The following is an 18,019-nucleotide window of genomic DNA, read 5'->3' as shown; positions in this document are numbered from 1 at the left end:
GGCCCTGTCGCGACGCAAGGCCGCTCCTACAGGCGATCGCGGGTTATCTGGCTGCCGCGGTCCCCTGTAGGAGCGGCCTTGTGCCGCGAAAGGGCCGCAAAGCGGCCCCGGCAATCTCAAGCCTGCTGCGGTTCGGCAGCTTTTGCCTGCGGCTTGGGCAGCGAAGACAGCAACGCCATCACCAGCGCCGCCACGTATGGCAACGACTGCACCAGCAGCATCGCTACCCAGAAGCGCATGTCCGAACTCGGCAGCCCCTGCACCAGGTAGATACCCAGCGCCGCACCCCACAGCAGCAACATGATGAACAGCTCTTCGCGCGCCTCGGAAAGTGCCACCAGCAGCCCATGGCTGTCGGCATTCTTTGGCGTGCGGAAAAACGGCATGCTGCTGGTGAAGAAGCCGTACAGCACCGCCTTGGCAATGGTATGCGACAGCGCCAGGCCGGCCAGCGCTGCGGCGAAGGCGTCCTTGAGGTTCACCCCCACCGCGCGGCGGTAAAGGAAGATGATCTTGCCGACCTTGAAGAAGAACAGCGCCAGCGGCGGGATGGCGAAGATCATCAGCGGCGGGTCGACGCGGTGCGGCACGATGATCATTGCTGCTGACCACAGCAGCGCGCCAATGGTGAAGAAGATATTCATGCCGTCGGCGACCCACGGCAGCCAGCCGGCCAGGAAGTGGTAGCGCTGGCCACGCGTCAGCTCGCTGCCCTTGCCGCGCAACAGGGCGCTGGCGTGGTGCTTGATAATCTGAATGGCACCGTAGGCCCAGCGGAAGCGCTGCTTCTTGAAGTCGATGAAGGTGTCGGGCATCAGGCCCTTGCCATAGCTGTTGTGGGCGTAGGCAGCCGACAGGCCCTTCTCGAACACGCGCAGGCCCAGCTCGGCGTCCTCGCAGATGCACCATTCGGCCCAGCCCAGCTCTTCCAGTACCGTGCGCCGGGTCATGGTCATGGTGCCGTGCTGGATGATGGCGTCACGGTCGTTGCGGGTGACCATGCCGATGTGGAAAAAGCCCTTGTACTCGCTGTAGCACAGCTTCTTGAAGGCGCTTTCGTGCTGGTCGCGGTAGTCCTGCGGCGACTGCACCACGGCAATTTTCGGGTCGGCGAAATGCGGCACCATGTGCTTGAGCCAGTTGCGGTCGACGCAGTAGTCCGAGTCGATCACCGCAATCACTTCGGCGTCCTTGGCCGTGTGCGGGAGCAGGTAGTTCAGTGCGCCGCCCTTGAAGCCAGCCAGTGGCGCGACGTGGAAGAACTTGAAGCGCTCGCCGAGCTTCTCGCAGTGCGCCTTCAGCGGCTCCCATACGGCCGGGTCCTTGGTGTTGTTGTCGATCACCAGCACTTCGTAGTCGGGGTAGTCCAGCGCGGCCAGGGCGTCGAGGGTCTGCTTCACCATCTCGGGTGGCTCGTTGTAGCACGGCACATGCACCGACACCTTGGGCCGGTAGGCGCTGTCGGCCTGTACCGGCAGGAACTCGCGACGGCGCTTGTGTATCCATACGGCCTCGGCCAGTTCATGGGCCTCGGTCAGCAGCACGATGAACACGCCCAGCGCGCCAAGGGCGAGTAGCACGCCCACGGTCAGGCTGAACCAGGTGCTGTATTGCTGGCTGTAGTCATAGGCAATCCACACCAGTACCGACCCGCACAGGAAGGTGATGAAGGTGAGGAATGTGCGGCCGCGCTGGCGCAGCGCCGAGCCGTCGATGAACAGCACCATCAGCGCAATCATCGCCAGCACCACCGAGGCTACCGCCAGGGCACGCCACTGCGGGATCGCGACCACGGGGCCGTCGAAGTTGAATTTTTGCTGACGCTCGGCGTTGTACACGCCCCAGTAGGCGCCTACCGAGCCTTCGTCGCTGGCCTTCCACGGCTGGTCATAGGCTTCGATGACAAAGTAGTTGTAGCCACGGCGGTTGAGGGTGTTGACCAAGGTACGCAGGTAAATGGCCTGGTCGGCCTGGCTGGCATCGGCACCACCGCGCATGCGGCCGTTGCTCGGCCAGCCGACCTCGGACAGCAGCAGCGGTTTGCGCGGGAACTGGTGCTTCAGCTCACGGGCGCGGTCGAGCACGAACTCGACTGAATCCTTCATCGGGACAAATTCCCAGTAGGGCAGGATGTGCGCGGCAATCAGGTCGACGTGCTTGGCTAGCTCGGGGTTTTCTTTCCAGATGTGCCATTGCTCGCTGGTGGTCACAGGTACCTTGACGGCTGCGCGTACCCGGTCCAGGTATTTGATCAGGTTTTCCGGGGTGACTTCTTCACGGAACAGCGCCTCGTTGCCGACCACTACCCGCACCACGCTGCGCGAGGTGTTGGCCAACTGGATGGCCGTGGCGATTTCGCGCTCGTTGCGCTCCAGGTCCGGGCTGATCCAGACCCCCAGCGTCACCCGCAAGCCGAATTCCTCGGCCAGGCGCGGGATATCGGCCTGGGTGCCCTCCACGGTGTAGATACGGACGCTGTCGGTCAGTTTGCTCAACTGCTCCAGGTCTTGGCGCATCTCGTCGTCAGTGGGGTACTGGCCCTTCTGCGGGCTTTCCCCCAGGCGGAACGGCGAATACGAAAAGCCAGAGATCTGTTCTGGCCAGGCAGGGGCGGAGACCGGGCGGTTGATCAGTGCCCAGAACCCGGTGAACAGCGCGGCGATGGCCAGCACCACAACCAGGTTCAGGCCGAATTTACGTGAAGACATTGTCGTCCATTTGTGTCGAAGTGATAGGACATTAAAGCAGGGTTGGTAGTCTCTTTCCTAACGATGCAGGCCATGGGCCCGCTGGCATATAATGCGCGCCGGTTTTTTGGGGTATGAACATGAGCACAGAAGATCCACGCTTCGCCGGCGTTGCCCGGCTGTATGGCGACCAGGGGCTGCAACGCCTGGGGCAGGCCCATGTGGCTGTGGTCGGTATTGGCGGGGTGGGGTCCTGGGTGGCCGAAGCGCTGGCCCGCAGCGGCGTGGGCGAAATCACCCTGTTTGACCTGGACGACGTCTGCGTCAGCAACACCAACCGCCAGGCCCATGCCCTGGAAGGGCAGGTGGGGCGGCCCAAGGTGGAGGTCATGGCCGAGCGCCTGCGTGCAATCAACCCGGCGTGCACGGTGCATGCGGTGGCCGACTTCGTTACCCGTGAAACCATGGCCGAGCATATCCACGAGCACCTGGACTGCGTGATCGACTGCATCGACAGCGTCATGGCCAAGGCTGCGCTGATTGCCTGGTGCCGCCGGCGCAAGATCGCCATCGTCACTACCGGTGGCGCTGGTGGGCAGATCGACCCGACACAGATCCAGATCGCCGACCTGAACAAGACCTTCAACGACCCGCTGGCCTCGCGGGTGCGCTCTACCCTGCGCCGCGACTACAACTTTTCGCGTAATGTCAGCCGCAACTATGGCGTGCCCTGCGTGTTCTCCAGCGAACAGCTGCGTTACCCCAAGGGTGATGGCAGCGTTTGCCTGCAGAAAAGCTTTGTGGGGGAGGGGGTAAGGCTGGACTGCTCGGGTGGCTTTGGTGCGGTGATGATGGTGACCGCGACCTTTGGCATGGTGGCGGCGAGCAAGGCGATCGAGAAGCTGGTGGCGGGTGCGCGGCGGCCTTCGGAGCGTATCAAGCCTGAGTAAACCGGGTGGGCCTCTTCGCGGGCTCGCCCGCTCCCACAGGGGCCTAATCTTTACTGAGAGATGCAGTACCTGTGGGAGCGGGCAAGCCCGCGAAGAAGCCAGCACACATTCAGCAATTGGACGCCAGCTCCGCCATCCGCTGTAACACTGCATGCAGCCCATTGCTGCGTGACGGCGACAGTTGGCGCTCAAGGCCCAGTTGGGTGAACCACTCACGCAGATCAAGCCTGGCCAACTCTTCACTGGCCAACCCCTGCACCCGCACCAGCAACAAGGCCAGCAGCCCACGCAGCAGGCGTGCATCGCTGCTGGCCGTGAACCGCCACAAGCCATCGACCTGCTCGGCCACCAGCCACACCAGGCTTTCACAGCCGTGCACCCGGTTGGCTTCGGTCTTGTCAGCATCAGCCAGCGGCTCGAGGCGGTCGCCCCACTGCATCAACAGCCGCGCGCGCTGTTCCCAGCCTTTGCCCTGTTCGAACGCTTCCAACGCCTGGCGTGCGTGTTCCGGCATGTTCATCGCAACAGCTCCAGGCCCTGATCCAGGGCCGCAAAGAAGCGCGTCAAGTCATCGCTGTCGTTGTACAAGCCCAACGACACCCGGATCGCTCCCTCCAGGCCCAGCCCCTTGAGCAGTGGCATGGCGCAGTGGTGCCCTGCACGCACGGCAACCCCTTGTTCGGTGAGCAGGTGCGCGATATCGGCGTTGTGCACGCCCTCGATGACGAAGCTGGCCAGGGCTGTCTGTGGCGTACCCAGCACCCGCACGCCCTCACGGTCGGCCAGGCCGCGCAGCAGGTGTTGGTGCAGGCTGGTTTCGTGGGCTTCGACAGCCAGGGCGTCGAGGCTTGCCAGGTAACCCAGGGTTGCGCCGAGGCCGATCACACCGGCGATTGGCGGCGTGCCCGCCTCGAACCCTAGCGGTGCCGGCCGGAAGCTGGCGCTCTGGTACTCGGCCAGTTGCACCATTTCGCCACCGAACTGCCAGTGTCGCAGCAGTTCCAGGGCCTGGCTGCGGCCATACAGCACACCGACGCCGTCCGGGCCGTACAGTTTGTGGCTGGAGAACACATAGAAGTCGCAGCCCAGTTGCTGCACATCGTGGCGACCATGCACCACGCCCTGGGCACCGTCGACCACGGTCAGCGCCCCTTGGGCCCGGGCATGGGCCAGCAGGGCCGGCAGTGGCTGCCAGGTGCCCAGCACGTTGGACAGCTGGCTCACCGCCAGCACCCGGGTGCGTGGGCCTATCAGTTGCAGTGCCTGGTTCAGGTCGATGCGGCCATGGGCATCCAGCGGCAGTACCACCAGGCGCAGGTTGCGCCGGCGCGCCAGCTGTTGCCAGGGCAGCAGGTTGGCATGGTGTTCCAGGGCGCTGATGGCAATTTCGTCACCGGCTTCGAAGCGGTGCTCAAGGCCATAGGCCAGCAGGTTCAGCGCCGAGGTGGCACCGTGGGTAAAGACGATTTGCCGTGAGTCCGCGGCATTCAGCCAGGCGGCGACCTTGTCGCGGCTGGTTTCGAAGGCCTGGGTAGCCAGTGCACCGGGCAGGTGCTGGGCACGGTGCACGTTGGCCGCACCATGGGCGTAGTAATGGCTCAAGGCATCGATCAGGGCTTGCGGCTTCTGGGTGGTGGCGGCGCTGTCCAGGTAGGTCTGGTGCTGCCGTTGCAGGGCGGCGATGGCGGGGAAGTCGGCACGCCAGGGGGAGGGCTGGAACATGTTCACGGGGCCTGGAATGAAAATCGGGTCTGGCGTGGTGCCAGACCCGATCTTAACATTTCAAACGCCGAGAATGCGCTGTTCGCGCGCAAGCTCGCGCCTGCAGGGGCTGGAGAATGCTCAGTTGTGAGCGTGCAGCGCCTCGTTCAGCTCGATGGCCGACTTGTGGGTCTTGCACTCTACCGCGCCGTTCAGCGAGTTGCGGCGGAACAGCAGGTCGGTCTGGCCGGCCAGGTCGCGGGCCTTGACCACTTTGACCAGCTCGTTGTTTTCGTCCAGCAGGTTCACCTTGGTGCCAGCGGTGATGTACAGGCCGGCTTCAACGGTATTGCGGTCACCCAGCGGGATGCCGATACCGGCGTTAGCGCCGATCAGGCAGCCTTCGCCCACCTTGATGACGATGTTGCCGCCACCGGACAGGGTGCCCATGGTCGAGCAACCGCCGCCCAGGTCGGAACCTTTGCCGACGAATACGCCAGCGGACACGCGGCCTTCGATCATGCCCGGGCCTTCGGTGCCAGCGTTAAAGTTGACGAAGCCTTCGTGCATGATGGTGGTGCCTTCGCCGATGTAGGCGCCCAGGCGTACACGGGCGGTATCGGCGATGCGCACGCCGGCCGGGACCACGTAGTCAGTCATTTTCGGGAACTTGTCCACCGAGAATACTTCCAGCAGCTCGCCTTTCAGGCGCGCTTCCAGTTGCAGCTCGGCCAGTTCGGCCAGGTCGACCGCGCCCTGGTTGGTCCAGGCCACGTTCGGCAGCAGCGGGAAGATACCGGCCAGGCTCACGCCGTGTGGCTTGACCAGGCGGTGCGACAGCAGGTGCAGCTTGAGGTAGGCCTCAGGGGTGGAAGCCAGGGCAGCGTCTTCTGCCAGCAGGGTGGCGACCAGCGGCTTGTGGCTTTCGGCCAGGCGGGTCAGCAGGGCGGCCTGGGCAGCATCAACGCCTTTCAGGGCTTCGGCCAATTTCAAGGCCTGGCCGTTGCTGAAGGCGATGGCCTGGTTGCCGCCTTCGTAACCGAGAACAGGGGCTACCGCAGCGACCAGTTCGGCGCTCGGGTTGAGCAGTGGTTGTGCGTAGAACACTTCCAGCCAGGCGCCCTGGCGGTTCTGGGAGCCGACACCGAAGGCCAGGCTGAACAGGGTATTGGACATGTGATTACCTCGTGCGAAATAGGGTGGGGGCTCAGGCCAGGGCAGCGGCATACAGGTCTGGCTTGAAGCCGACCAGAGTACGCGCGCCAAGGTCCAGCACCGGGCGTTTGATCATCGACGGCTGGGCCAGCATCAGCTCGACGGCCTTGGCCTGGTCGAGGTCTGCCTTGCTGGCGTCGTCCAGCTTGCGGAAGGTGGTGCCGGCACGGTTGAGGATGACTTCCCAGCCGTGTTCGTCGCACCAGCGGTTCAGGCTGTCACGGTCGATGCCTTGGGTTTTGTAATCGTGGAATTCGTAGGCGATGGCTTTGTCTTCGAGCCAGGTACGCGCCTTTTTCATGGTGTCACAGGCTTTGATGCCGTAGAGCGTGTAGGTCATTGTGTACATTGGGGTTGCAGGGTGCCCCAATCTCTCCGTTTTTCGATGTCAGTCGCGGGATTATGCGGGAACGATCCTCGCGGCGCCACGCCCGTGGCGCCCCTGTTTATTGATCAGGATGTGTTCAAGCGACCAGGCGCTGCACCGACCCGATGATCTCATCGCCGTGTTGCTGTTCGGCTGTGCGCAAATCGAAGGCCGTCTGCAGGTTAAGCCAGAACTCGGGCGTGGTGTCCAGGCAGATGGACAGGCGCAGTGCCATGTCGGCGGAAACACCGCCCCTTTCGCGCAGAATGTTGTTGACGGTTGGCGTTGCAACGCCCAACGCTCTGGCCAGTGCCGCAGCACTGAAGCCCATTTCCTTCTGGAAATCCTCACGCAGGATTTCACCGGGATGGATTGGACGCATACCGTTCTTGAGCATGTTGCACCTCAGTGGTAATCGACAATTTCAACGTTAACTGGCCCGTGTTCGGTCCAGGTGAAGCACAGGCGCCATTGGTCATTCACACGGATACTATGTTGACCGGAACGGTTGCCGCTCAGTGACTCGAGGCGATTTCCAGGTGGCGACCGAAGATCTCGCAACTCTGAGGCGGCATCGAGCATGGCCAGTTTGCGCTCCGCGACTGACTTGATATCTGACCAACGCCGCGTCTTTCCAGTGGTGAAGAGTGCTTCCGTGTCGGCACAGGCAAAGCTTCGAATCATGGGGTTGAATGCTTAACGTTATTCGTTAAGATTGATTATACGACGGGATTGCTGCAGTTCAAGCCTTAATAGCGGAGCACGGTACTCGCCAGCTCCAGGCACATTTGCTGGGTATCATCATGTTACATATTCCCCCGTCACCTGCGACTATCGTGCAGCGGCCGCAAACTGTCGGTCGCCGCTAACATATTGTTTCAATGGCGATACTTCGCCTTGCTATCGTTTCTGGTTCATAAAGGAAGCTTTCCCGGATGCAGTCCGCCTACACCGTCCTCATCTTGCTGACGCTGGTCAGCCTGTCGAAGCTGGTCGGCCGCATGATTCCGCTGCCCCTGCCGCTGGTGCAGATCGCTGCCGGCGCCTTGCTGGCCTTGCCGACCCTGGGCCTGCATGTGGCCCTGGACCCCGAGTTGTTCCTGTTCCTGTTCTTGCCGCCGCTGCTGTTTGCCGACGGCTGGCGCATTCCCAAGCGTGAGTTGTGGCGCATCCGCGGGCCAGTGGTGGCGCTGGCCGTCGGTTTGGTGCTGTTCACCGTGGTCGGGGCCGGCTACTTCATTCACTGGCTGCTGCCGAGCATCCCGCTGCCGGTGGCCTTCGCCCTGGCGGCGGTACTGTCGCCGACCGATGCCGTGGCGGTTTCGGCCATCGCCCAGGACCGCCTGCCCACCCCGCTGATGCACATGCTGCAGGGGGAGGCCCTGATGAACGATGCATCGGGCCTGGTCACCTTCAAGTTCGCCCTGGCGGCGGCGATCACCGGGGTGTTCTCGCTGGCCGATGCAAGCTTCAGCTTTGTGCTTGTCGCGCTTGGCGGCCTGGCGGTGGGGGTGGGCCTGAGCTGGCTGGTCGGCCGCCTGCGCGCCTGGATGATCGCCCGTGGCTGGGACGACCCGGCCACCCACGTGGTGTTCATGCTGCTGTTGCCGTTCGCCGCCTACGTGCTGGCCGAGCGCCTGGGCGTTTCGGGCATTCTTTCGGCGGTGGCGGCGGGCATGATGCAAAGCTGGCTCGACCTGTTGCCCCGCCAGACCAGCACCCGCCTGCTCAACCGTAGCGTCTGGTCGTTGCTGGAGTTCGCCTTCAATGGCCTGATCTTCCTGCTATTGGGCCTGCAGTTGCCGGACATCATCAAGGCGGTGGTCAGCCACGAAGCCACCGTGTGGCCGACCCTGGCCTACCGCTGCCTGGACGTGGTGGCGATCTTTGCTGCGCTGATCCTGCTGCGGTTCATCTGGGTGCAGAGCATCTGGCGGGCGATTGGCGTGGTGCGCCGCTGGCGCGGCAAACCGGCGCTGGTGCTGATGCCTACGGCGCGTTCCTGCTGGCTGCTGACCCTGGGCGGTGTGCGCGGTGCGGTGACCCTGGCGGGTGTGATGTCGGTGCCGTTGCTGATGGGCGCGGGCAAGGTATTCCCAGAGCGTGATTTGCTGATTTTCATCGCTGCCGGGGTGATCCTGCTGTCGTTGATCAGCGCCTGCATCGCACTGCCGATATTGCTGCGCGGGGTGACCAAGAGCCCGGACGAGCGCTTGCATCAGGAAGTGCAGGAAGCCTGGCGGCGCACGGCCGAGGCGGCGATCCACGCCCTTGAAGCAGAGGAAGTGATCGACGCCAATGCCCCGCAGGATGCTGCGCAGGCGACCTTGGCGACCGAGCTGAAGGCGCGGTTGATGGCCGAGTACCGGGATGAGCTGGACAGCTACAACGACAGTGCCGAGGCCAAGGCACTGGCCGAACAGATGGACTTGCTGGAGCGGCGCTTGCGCTTGCGTGCGCTGAGGGCGCAGCGGCTGGAGTTGTATAACCTGCATCGCCAGCACCTGGTGGGCGATGAGGTGGTGCGGCAGGTGCTTGGGGAGCTGGATATGAGTGAGGCCAACCTGGGGCAGGTCAGGTAGACCCGCAGGGGGCCGCTTTGCGGCCCTGTGGGAGCGAGTTCACTCGCGAATCAGACGACGCGGTGTATGGCACCGGCTGCGCCGGTGTTCGCGGGTGAACCCGCTCCCACAGGTTCTGCACAGAATTAAAGCATTGCTGAATCAGCGGTTTTGCAGGAAGGCGCGAATCCGCTCTGCCGCCTCGATGCATTCGGCCAGCGGTGCCACCAGCGCCATGCGCACGCGCCCGGCACCGGGGTTTACACCATCCACCTCACGCGACAGGTACGACCCCGGTACCACGGTCACATGCTGGGCCTCGAACAGGTCGCGGGTGAACTCGGCATCACAGCCCGGCACCTTGGCCCACAGGTAGAAGCTGCCATCCGGGCGCTGCACGTCCAGCACCGGCTGCAGGATGTCCAGCACGGCATCGTACTTGGCGCGGTACTGGTCGCGGTTCTCGCGTACGTGCGCCTCGTCCTGCCAGGCGGCAATGCTGGCCAGTTGGGTTTGCACCGGCATGGCACAGCCATGGTAGGTGCGGTACAGCAGGAACGGCTTGATGATCTTGGCATCGCCAGCCACGAAGCCCGAGCGCAGGCCCGGCAGGTTGGAGCGCTTGGACAGGCTGTGGAACACCACGCAGCGCGCAAAATCGCTACGGCCAAGCTCGGCGCAGGCGGTCAGCAGGCCCGGTGGTGGCGCATCCTCGTCGAAGTACAGCTCGCTGTAGCACTCGTCGGCGGCGATCACAAAGTCGTGTTCGTCAGCCAGGGCAATCAGCTTTTTCAGGGTGGCCATCGGCACCAACGCACCGGTGGGGTTGCCCGGCGAGCACAGGAACAGGATCTGGCAGCGCTTCCACACTTCGGCCGGCACGGCGTCGAAATCGGGGTTGAAACCGTTGCTTTCCAGGCACGGCAGGTAGTGCGGGGTAGCCCCGGCCAGCAGCGCTGCGCCTTCGTAGATCTGGTAGAACGGGTTGGGGCTGACTACCAGGCCGTCGTCGGCACGGTTGACCACCGCCTGGGTGAAGGCAAACAGCGCTTCACGGGTGCCATTGACCGGCAGGATGTGGCGGTCGGCGTCCAGCCAGCCGGCCGGTACGCCAAAACGCCGCTCGCACCACTGGCCGATGGCCTGGCGCAGGGCCGGGAGGCCGATGGTGCTGGGGTAGACTGCCAACTTGTCGAGGTTGTCGGCCATCGCCTGGGCGACGAACGCCGGTGATTCGTGCTTCGGCTCACCGATCGACAGGGCAATGGCGCGTTTGTCCGCCGCAGGCTTCACGCTGGCCAGCAGGGCGCGGAGCTTTTCGAACGGGTAGGGCTGAAGCTGGGTCAAGGCATGGTTCATCGGCGCAAGGTCTCGTCAATCGTCTAATCGTTAAAAGGTCACGCGGGTGGGGCTGGTATCGCTACCTTGGCCGGCTTGTAGCTGCTGCACGATGGCTTCCTGCAGGCGGCTGCACAGCTGCGGGTCGGACAGCGGCTGATTGTCGGCATCGGTGATGAAGAACACGTCTTCCACCCGTTCGCCGAGGGTGGCGATCTTGGCATTCTGCAGCGACAGGTCGAACTCCAGGAAAATGCGCCCCAGCCGGGCCAGCAGGCCTGGGCGATCCGGTGCGGTGATTTCGAGGATGGTCACCGGCCGCTGGGCATCGTTGAGGATGGTCACCTGCGGCGGGAAATCGAAGTGCTTGAGCTGGCGCGGCACCCGGCGCTGAATGATGGCCGGGTAGTCTTCGGGGTTGCGCAGCGCTTCGGTCAGGCCGTCGCGAATTTGCTTGACCCGCTGCGGGTTGTCGCCGATCGAGCCGCCGTCGTTGTCCAGCACGATGTAGGTGTCGAGGGTGAACTGGCTGCTCGACGTGATGATCCGCGCGTCATGGATGTTCAGGTTGAGCTGCGACATGGCCGCCACCGTAACGGCGAAGAAGTCGTGCTGGTCGGGGGCATAGATGAAGATCTGCGTGCCGCCTTCGAACTCGCGTTGGGTGGTTTCCTTGATCAGCACCAGCGGCCCGCCATCGGCCGGTTGCTGCAGGATCGCATCCGTGTGCCAGGCCACGTCGGCGGCGGTGTGCTTGAGGAAGTAGTCATCGCCCAGTTGCGACCATAGCTGCTCGACGTCGTCGGGGTCGGTGCCTTCGCGCACGAGGATATCCAGTGCCGAAGACTGGGTCTGGCGGATCTGCTCTTCGCGGTCCAGCGGGTTTTCCAACCCGCGGCGCAGGGCGCGCTTGGTCTCGCTGTAGAGCTGGCGCAGCAGGCTGGCCCGCCACGAGTTCCACAGGCTGGGGTTGGTGGCATTGATGTCGGCCACGGTCAGCACGTACAGGTAGTCCAGGCGCGTCTCGTCGCCCACGTGCAGGGCAAAGTCGTTGATCACCTGCGGGTCGGACAAGTCCTTGCGCTGGGCGGTGGTCGACATCACCAGGTGGTTTTGCACCAGCCAGACGATCAGCCGGCTGTCCCAGGCCGGCAACTGGTGGCGCTCGCAGAACTTCTGCGCATCCACCGCGCCCAGCTCGGAATGGTCGCCCTGGCGACCTTTGCCGATGTCGTGGTACAGGCCGGCCAGGTAGATCAGCTCGGGCTTGGGCAGGCGCCCCATCAGCTTGCTGGCCAGCGGGAATTTTTCGGACACCGGCGTGTACTGCAGCTTGCGCAGGTGCTTGATGAGGTTGAGGGTGTGCGCATCGACCGTATAGATGTGGAACAGGTCGTGCTGCATCTGCCCGACGATCAGGCCGAACTCCGGCAGGTAGCGGCCAAGGATGCCGTAGCGGTTCATCCGGCGCAGGTTGCGATGGATGCCGATTTCGCACTTGAACAGCTCGATGAACAGGCTGGTGTTGCGGATATCGGTGCGGAAGGTGTCGTCGATCAGGTGCCGGTGCTCACGCAGCAGGCGCACCGTATCGGCGCGCACGCCTTTGATTTCAGGGTGCTGCGCCATCAGCACGAAGATTTCCAGCATGGCGAACGGTGTGCGCTTGAACACGTTCGGCTTGGCTGCTTCGATATAGCCGTCATGCAGGCGGAAGCGTGCATTCAGCGGCTGAGTGGTGCCGCTGTCTTCGTCGGCGAGGATGACCTCTTCGAAGTGCTGGATGATCAGGTCGCACAGCTGGCTGATGCTCATCACCACCCGGTAGTACTGCTGCATGAACTGCTCGATAGCCCGCTTGGGGTTGTCGTCGCTGTAGCCCAGCAGCGCGGCGAGGCTGCGCTGGTGGTCGAACAGCAGGCGGTCCTCGGCGCGACCGGCCAGCATGTGCAGGCCGTAGCGCACCTTCCACAGAAAATCCTGAGACGAGGCCAGCAGCTCGTTTTCGCTTTCCAGCAAGAAACCTTCGCCGGCCAGTGCGTGCAGGTTCAGGGTGCCGTACTGGCGGCGGGCCACCCAGAGCACCGTCTGGATGTCGCGCAGGCCACCGGGCGAGCCCTTGACGTTAGGCTCGAGGTTGTACTCGGTGTCGTTGTACTTGTGGTGGCGGGCCTTGAGTTCGGCGCGCTTGGCCAGGAAGAAGTCTTTGCTCGGCCACATGTGCGCGGTGCTGGTCACCTCCAGCATGCGCTGGCGCAGGGCTTCGGGCCCGGCAATGGTGCGGCTTTCCATCAGGTTGGTGATTACCGTCAGGTCGGCGCGGGCCTGTTCGGCACACTCGTCGACGGTGCGCACGCTCTGGCCCACTTCCAGGCCGATGTCCCACAGCAGGGTGAGAAAACGCTCGATGGCGTCGCGGTACTGCTCGTGCTCGGCGGCGCCCAGCAAAATCAGCAGGTCGATGTCTGAATGCGGGTGCAGTTCACCACGCCCGTAGCCACCCACCGCGACCAGGGCGATGCCCTGCTGGTCGCCCCAGTCGAACTGGTTCCACGCCTGTTGCAGGATATTGTCGACGAGCCAGGCGCGGGCTTCGATCAACGGGCGGATATCGCCGCCACTGCGAAAACGCTTGTCGAGCACCTCGCCGGCCTGGCGGATGGCTTTCTTGAAGGCGGCGATGGGGCTCGCCTTTAGGGCCAGTTCCGCCTGGAACTGGCCGCGATCGAACAGCTCGGGGTCCACCTGGGGCATCGCGTCACGTTCCTGTCGTCGGGTGGCCTGGCCCAGTGCGGTCAGGCCGAAGTGCGCGGGATGGTGTCGTCCTTGCGCAGGGTGAAGATCTCGTAGCCGGTCGCGGTCACCACCAGGGTGTGTTCCCACTGGGCCGAGAGCTTGCGGTCCTTGGTGATGGCGGTCCAGCCGTCGCCCAGCACCTTGGTGTCGGCCTTGCCCTGGTTGATCATCGGCTCGATGGTGAAGGTCATGCCTTCTTTAAGCTCCATGCCGGTGCCGGCGCGGCCGTAGTGCAGGATCTGCGGCTCTTCGTGGAACACCTTGCCGATGCCGTGGCCGCAGAACTCGCGTACCACCGAGAAGCCGTTCTTTTCCGCATGCTTCTGGATCACTTCGCCGATATCGCCCAGGCGGCACCCCGGCTTGACCAGCTCGATGGCCTTGTACATGCACTCCTGGGTAACCTTGGACAGGCGCTCGGCCCACACCGGCACGTTGCCCACGTGGAACATGCGGCTGGTATCGCCGTGGTAGCCGTCCTTGATCACGGTGACGTCGATGTTCAGCGTATCACCGTCCTTGAGCGGCTTGTCGTTGGGGATGCCGTGGCAGACCACATGGTTGATCGAGGTGCAGATCGACTTCGGGTAGCCCTTGTAGTTGAGCGGCGCCGGGATGGCCTGCTGGACGTTGACGATATAGTCGTGGCACAGGCGGTCGAGCGCTTCGGTGGTAACACCGGGCTTGACGTGCTCTTCGATCATTTCCAGCACCTCGGCGGCCAGGCGGCCGGCGATGCGCATCTTCTCGATGTCTTCTGCGGTCTTGATGTTGACGGTCATTACAGGCTCTCTACGGCGCCGCACGCGGCGCGAACAAACGGGAAAGGCCGGATTCTAGCAGAGCAGGGCGGCATTCTGTCGGGATAAAGGCGGCCATGCTGCTGTCTACAGGAGGCATTCTGGCCTGTTTGGCGGGGCGCTGCAAAAACCGCTGACAGACGCAACCTCATTCGGGTTTCGTTCGCTCGCGGTCTGTGGTATAACATGCGCCGCTTTCGGGGACGACCCCGTGAGCTTAAACCCACACACGTGTCGACACGATGACCTGGGTGCCCCGGATTTTCGAATTTGCGGGTTGGTCATTGGGATGCGTGGAGGCCCAACCCGACTTATCAAGGAACTATCATGTCCCAAGTCAACATGCGCGATATGCTGAAGGCCGGTGTGCACTTCGGCCACCAGACCCGTTACTGGAACCCGAAAATGGGCAAGTACATTTTCGGCGCGCGTAACAAGATCCACATCATCAACCTGGAAAAAACCCTGCCAATGTTCAACGAAGCTCTGGCTTTCGTAGAGCGTCTGGCCCAGGGCAAGAACAAGATCATGTTCGTCGGCACCAAGCGTTCCGCCGGCAAGATCGTCGCCGAGCAAGCTGCTCGTGCCGGTTCGCCATACGTTGACCACCGCTGGTTGGGCGGCATGCTGACCAACTACAAAACCATCCGTGCTTCGATCAAGCGTCTGCGCGACCTGGAAACCCAGGCCGAAGATGGCACCTTTGCCAAGCTGACCAAGAAAGAAGCCCTGATGCGTTCGCGCGATCTGGAAAAGCTGGACCGCAGCCTGGGTGGTATCAAGGACATGGGCGGTCTGCCTGATGCCCTGTTCGTGATCGACGTTGATCACGAGCGCATTGCTATCACCGAAGCTAACAAGCTGGGCATCCCGGTTATCGGCGTTGTCGATACCAACAGCAGCCCGGAAGGTGTTGACTACATCATCCCAGGCAACGACGACGCCATCCGCGCCATCGAGCTGTACATGACTTCGATGGCCGACGCCATCATCCGCGGCCGCAACAACGTTGCTGGCGGCACCGAAGTCTATGTTGAAGAAGCGGCTGCACCTGCTGCTGAGTAATAGGCGCTAGCGTCTACTTGGCACGCAAAAAGGGGGCTTTGCCCCCTTTTTGCCACCTTGAAATCCTGCTGTCAGCATGGGCCCCGCATTATGGGTTGGCTGAGACAACAACAGCGGATTCGCAGAATTTAACGCCCGTGTCGAGCGGGTGGAATGGTTGAAAAACTTTCCAAGAGGATTTTGAAATGGCAGCAATTACTGCAGCGCTGGTAAAAGAACTGCGCGAGCGTACTGGCGAAGGCATGATGGATTGCAAGAAAGCCCTGGAAAAGGCTGGCGGCGACATCGAAAAAGCCATTGACGACATGCGTGCCTCGGGCGCCATCAAGGCCGCCAAAAAGGCTGGCAACGTCGCTGCTGAAGGCGCTATCGCCGTCAAGACCGACGGTAAATCCGCCGTTCTGCTGGAAGTGAACTCGCAGACCGACTTCCTGGCCCTGCAAGACGACTTCAAGAACTTCGTTGCCGAAAGCCTTGAAGAAGCCTTCGCCCAGAAGCTGACCGACGCTGCTCCGCTGATCGCCTCGCGTGAAGCTGCTCGTGAAGCCCTGGTTGCCAAGTGTGGCGAAAACGTCAACATCCGTCGCCTGGTGCGCGTTGAGGGTGACGTTGTTGGTGCCTACCTGCACGGCAACAAGATCGGCGCTGTCGTCGTTCTGAAAGGCGGTGACGTCGAGCTGGCGAAGAACATCGCCATGCACGTTGCAGCGTCGAACCCTGAGTTCCTGGATTCGTCGGAAATCTCCGCCGAGGCCATCGAGCGCGAGAAGAATGTCTTCCTGCAGCTGAACGCCGACAAGATCGCCGGCAAGCCGGAAAACATCGTTGAGAACATGATCAACGGCCGTATCACCAAGTTCAAGGCCGAAGCTTCGCTGAAAGAGCAAGCTTTCGTCATGAACCCAGAAGTCAAGGTTGGCGAGCTGGCCAAGAAAGCCGGCGCTGAAATCGTTTCGTTCACCTACTTCAAAGTCGGTGAAGGCATCGAGAAGCCAGTCGACGACTTCGCTGCTGAAGTTGCCGCTCAGGTAGCTGCTGCCAAGCAGTAAGACAGCCCCGTCTGTCGCCCCAAAGAGGCTGCCCGCTCACGCGCGCAGCCTCTTTGTCAAAGCGGGAGCGGTTTACGAGACCGTCGCTCGCTGACGCAGTCGCTGCGTCACGTTAGAGTTACATGCAGGCTCAAGCAGCCCGCCAGAATTTTTTACAAACGCCGCAGGAGAGATTCGCAATGGCTCAGCAGGGCAGTGGTCATCAGGCTCGCTATAAACGCATTCTACTCAAACTTAGCGGCGAGGCCCTGATGGGCTCGGAAGAGTTCGGGATCGATCCCAAAGTCCTGGATCGCATGGCGCTGGAAGTCGGCCAACTGGTCGGCATCGGTGTTCAGGTAGGTCTGGTAATCGGCGGTGGCAACCTGTTCCGTGGTGCGGCGCTCAGTGCAGCCGGCATGGACCGCGTCACCGGCGACCATATGGGCATGCTGGCGACCGTAATGAACGCCCTGGCCATGCGCGACGCGCTGGAGCGGGCGAACATTACCGCCATCGTCATGTCGGCTATTTCCATGGTTGGCGTGACCGATCACTATGATCGCCGCAAAGCCATGCGCCACCTGAACGCCAAAGAAGTCGTAATTTTTGCTGCCGGTACCGGCAACCCGTTCTTCACCACCGACTCCGCTGCCTGCCTGCGCGCCATCGAAATCGATGCCGACGTGGTATTGAAGGCAACCAAGGTCGATGGTGTATACACTGCAGATCCATTCAAGGACCCGCATGCCGAGAAGTTCGATCATCTGACCTACGATGAAGTGCTGGATCGCAAGCTGGGTGTGATGGATCTGACGGCAATCTGTCTTTGCCGCGACCATAAGATGCCGCTGCGCGTCTTCAATATGAACAAGCCCGGCGCCCTGCTGAACATCGTGCACGGCGGCGCGGAAGGAACCCTGATCGAGGAAGTTCAAAAATGATCAACGAAATTAAGAAAGACGCCCAGGCACGCATGCAAAAGTCGCTGGATTCGCTGATCCACGCATTTGGCCAAATCCGCACCGGCAAGGCGCACCCGAGCGTTCTGGGCAGCGTGATGGTGCCTTATTATGGCTCCGACACCCCGCTGACCAGCGTAGCCAACGTGACCGTCAAGGACAACCAGACCCTGCAAGTGGTGCCTTTCGAGCGCAACATGCTGGGCGCCATCGACAAGGCCATCGGCAGCGCCGGCTTGAATCTCAATCCCACCAACCTGGGCGAGTTGCTGCTGGTCAATATGCCCCCGCTGACTGAAGAAACCCGCAAGGGCTTCACCAAGCAGGCTCGCGCTGCGGCCGAAGATGCGCGCGTAGCCGTGCGCAACATTCGTCGTGACGCCTTGGGTGACCTGAAGAAGCTGTCCAAGGACAAGGAAATCAGTGAAGACGAAGAGCGTCGTGCCAGTGCTGACATCGACAAGCTGATCAAGGATGTCGAGGCGCAAATCGCCAAGGCCACTGAAGCAAAAGAAAAGGACCTGATGGCCATCTAAGGGTCAGGACGCC

Annotated in this window: 16 protein-coding genes; 6 read left to right on the top strand and 10 right to left on the bottom strand. The window is 62.5% G+C overall.

Features of this window, described 5'->3' with window-relative positions; all coding sequences use genetic code 11:
- Positions 1–116 precede the first annotated feature (116 nt).
- The gene (locus N805_RS16695) at positions 117–2,708 is read right to left on the bottom strand and encodes a glycosyltransferase (RefSeq protein ID WP_019471074.1); all 2,592 of its coding nucleotides are present in this window, start codon (positions 2,706–2,708) and stop codon (positions 117–119) included.
- Positions 2,709–2,827: 119 nt separating this feature from the next.
- Here N805_RS16695 and tcdA point away from each other — a divergent pair, with 119 nt between their 5' ends.
- Positions 2,828–3,637 carry a tRNA cyclic N6-threonylcarbamoyladenosine(37) synthase TcdA gene (gene tcdA / locus N805_RS16690; RefSeq protein WP_177313747.1) on the top strand — a complete coding sequence of 270 codons (810 nt, stop codon included), beginning with the start codon at positions 2,828–2,830 and terminating at the stop codon, positions 3,635–3,637.
- Positions 3,638–3,746: 109 nt separating this feature from the next.
- Here tcdA and N805_RS16685 read toward each other — a convergent pair whose 3' ends face one another.
- From N805_RS16685 to graT, 6 genes are all read right to left on the bottom strand, one after another.
- Entirely contained in the window at positions 3,747–4,157 is a 411-nt protein-coding gene (locus N805_RS16685) for a SufE family protein (protein WP_019472230.1), read from the bottom strand.
- Positions 4,154–5,359 carry a cysteine desulfurase gene (locus tag N805_RS16680; RefSeq protein WP_019472229.1) on the bottom strand — a complete coding sequence of 402 codons (1,206 nt, stop codon included), beginning with the start codon at positions 5,357–5,359 and terminating at the stop codon, positions 4,154–4,156. Before N805_RS16680 ends, N805_RS16685 begins: the two co-directional genes overlap by 4 nt.
- Positions 5,360–5,479: 120 nt before the next feature.
- Positions 5,480–6,514, bottom strand: coding sequence for a 2,3,4,5-tetrahydropyridine-2,6-dicarboxylate N-succinyltransferase (gene dapD, locus N805_RS16675; RefSeq protein WP_019472228.1), 1,035 nt, complete (start codon positions 6,512–6,514; stop codon positions 5,480–5,482).
- Positions 6,515–6,545: 31 nt separating this feature from the next.
- Positions 6,546–6,893, bottom strand: coding sequence for an ArsC family reductase (locus tag N805_RS16670; RefSeq protein ID WP_003252272.1), 348 nt, complete (start codon positions 6,891–6,893; stop codon positions 6,546–6,548).
- A gap of 124 nt (positions 6,894–7,017) precedes the next feature.
- Positions 7,018–7,317, bottom strand: coding sequence for a type II toxin-antitoxin system antitoxin GraA (gene graA / locus N805_RS16665; RefSeq protein WP_003252274.1), 300 nt, complete (start codon positions 7,315–7,317; stop codon positions 7,018–7,020).
- Between the two features lie 8 nt (positions 7,318–7,325).
- Entirely contained in the window at positions 7,326–7,604 is a 279-nt protein-coding gene (graT, locus tag N805_RS30000) for a type II toxin-antitoxin system toxin GraT (protein WP_080956820.1), read from the bottom strand.
- Between the two features lie 251 nt (positions 7,605–7,855).
- Here graT and N805_RS16660 point away from each other — a divergent pair, with 251 nt between their 5' ends.
- A complete protein-coding gene (locus tag N805_RS16660) occupies positions 7,856–9,502 on the top strand; it encodes a Na+/H+ antiporter (protein ID WP_019472227.1) in 1,647 nt (548 codons plus the stop codon).
- A gap of 141 nt (positions 9,503–9,643) precedes the next feature.
- Here N805_RS16660 and dapC read toward each other — a convergent pair whose 3' ends face one another.
- From dapC to map, 3 genes are read right to left on the bottom strand one after another with little or no spacing between them, the layout of a single operon-like run.
- Entirely contained in the window at positions 9,644–10,840 is a 1,197-nt protein-coding gene (gene dapC, locus N805_RS16655; RefSeq protein ID WP_019472226.1) for a succinyldiaminopimelate transaminase, read from the bottom strand.
- 30 nt (positions 10,841–10,870) lie between these two features.
- Positions 10,871–13,573, bottom strand: coding sequence for a [protein-PII] uridylyltransferase (locus tag N805_RS16650; protein ID WP_019472225.1), 2,703 nt, complete (start codon positions 13,571–13,573; stop codon positions 10,871–10,873).
- A gap of 41 nt (positions 13,574–13,614) precedes the next feature.
- Positions 13,615–14,397 (bottom strand): type I methionyl aminopeptidase, encoded by a 783-nt coding sequence (map, locus tag N805_RS16645; protein ID WP_019472224.1) that lies wholly within the window; start codon positions 14,395–14,397, stop codon positions 13,615–13,617.
- 345 nt (positions 14,398–14,742) lie between these two features.
- On the opposite strand from map, the gene rpsB reads away from it, so the two are divergent.
- The 4 genes from rpsB to frr all read left to right on the top strand — a co-directional run bounded on the left by rpsB (position 14,743) and on the right by frr (position 18,006).
- Positions 14,743–15,480, top strand: a complete 738-nt coding sequence (rpsB, locus tag N805_RS16640; RefSeq protein ID WP_016501167.1) for a 30S ribosomal protein S2 — start codon at positions 14,743–14,745, stop codon at positions 15,478–15,480.
- 185 nt (positions 15,481–15,665) lie between these two features.
- Positions 15,666–16,529: a translation elongation factor Ts gene (tsf, locus tag N805_RS16635; RefSeq protein ID WP_016485208.1), complete on the top strand. Its 864-nt coding sequence runs from the start codon at positions 15,666–15,668 to the stop codon at positions 16,527–16,529.
- Between the two features lie 179 nt (positions 16,530–16,708).
- Entirely contained in the window at positions 16,709–17,452 is a 744-nt protein-coding gene (pyrH, locus tag N805_RS16630; RefSeq protein ID WP_009686950.1) for a UMP kinase, read from the top strand.
- Positions 17,449–18,006 (top strand): ribosome recycling factor, encoded by a 558-nt coding sequence (gene frr, locus N805_RS16625; RefSeq protein WP_019472223.1) that lies wholly within the window; start codon positions 17,449–17,451, stop codon positions 18,004–18,006. Before pyrH ends, frr begins: the two co-directional genes overlap by 4 nt.
- Positions 18,007–18,019: the final 13 nt, after the last annotated feature.

Source organism: Pseudomonas putida S13.1.2 (genome assembly GCF_000498395.2).
In the GTDB taxonomy this organism is placed as follows: domain Bacteria; phylum Pseudomonadota; class Gammaproteobacteria; order Pseudomonadales; family Pseudomonadaceae; genus Aquipseudomonas; species Aquipseudomonas putida_Q.
The sequence above is the reverse complement of the archived record's forward strand: the minus strand, read 5'-3'. Positions and strand labels throughout refer to the sequence as shown.

Bases quoted from the DNA above. Each gene is read 5' to 3' on its own strand.
- N805_RS16695 (WP_019471074.1), bottom strand. From the start codon at position 2,708: ATGTCTTCACGTAAATTCGGCCTGAACCTGGTTGTGGTGCTGGCCATC.
- tcdA (WP_177313747.1), top strand. From the start codon at position 2,828: ATGAGCACAGAAGATCCACGCTTCGCCGGCGTTGCCCGGCTGTATGGC.
- N805_RS16685 (WP_019472230.1), bottom strand. From the start codon at position 4,157: ATGAACATGCCGGAACACGCACGCCAGGCGTTGGAAGCGTTCGAACAG.
- N805_RS16680 (WP_019472229.1), bottom strand. From the start codon at position 5,359: ATGTTCCAGCCCTCCCCCTGGCGTGCCGACTTCCCCGCCATCGCCGCC.
- dapD (WP_019472228.1), bottom strand. From the start codon at position 6,514: ATGTCCAATACCCTGTTCAGCCTGGCCTTCGGTGTCGGCTCCCAGAAC.
- N805_RS16670 (WP_003252272.1), bottom strand. From the start codon at position 6,893: ATGACCTACACGCTCTACGGCATCAAAGCCTGTGACACCATGAAAAAG.
- graA (WP_003252274.1), bottom strand. From the start codon at position 7,317: ATGCTCAAGAACGGTATGCGTCCAATCCATCCCGGTGAAATCCTGCGT.
- graT (WP_080956820.1), bottom strand. From the start codon at position 7,604: ATGATTCGAAGCTTTGCCTGTGCCGACACGGAAGCACTCTTCACCACT.
- N805_RS16660 (WP_019472227.1), top strand. From the start codon at position 7,856: ATGCAGTCCGCCTACACCGTCCTCATCTTGCTGACGCTGGTCAGCCTG.
- dapC (WP_019472226.1), bottom strand. From the start codon at position 10,840: ATGAACCATGCCTTGACCCAGCTTCAGCCCTACCCGTTCGAAAAGCTC.
- N805_RS16650 (WP_019472225.1), bottom strand. From the start codon at position 13,573: ATGCCCCAGGTGGACCCCGAGCTGTTCGATCGCGGCCAGTTCCAGGCG.
- map (WP_019472224.1), bottom strand. From the start codon at position 14,397: ATGACCGTCAACATCAAGACCGCAGAAGACATCGAGAAGATGCGCATC.
- rpsB (WP_016501167.1), top strand. From the start codon at position 14,743: ATGTCCCAAGTCAACATGCGCGATATGCTGAAGGCCGGTGTGCACTTC.
- tsf (WP_016485208.1), top strand. From the start codon at position 15,666: ATGGCAGCAATTACTGCAGCGCTGGTAAAAGAACTGCGCGAGCGTACT.
- pyrH (WP_009686950.1), top strand. From the start codon at position 16,709: ATGGCTCAGCAGGGCAGTGGTCATCAGGCTCGCTATAAACGCATTCTA.
- frr (WP_019472223.1), top strand. From the start codon at position 17,449: ATGATCAACGAAATTAAGAAAGACGCCCAGGCACGCATGCAAAAGTCG.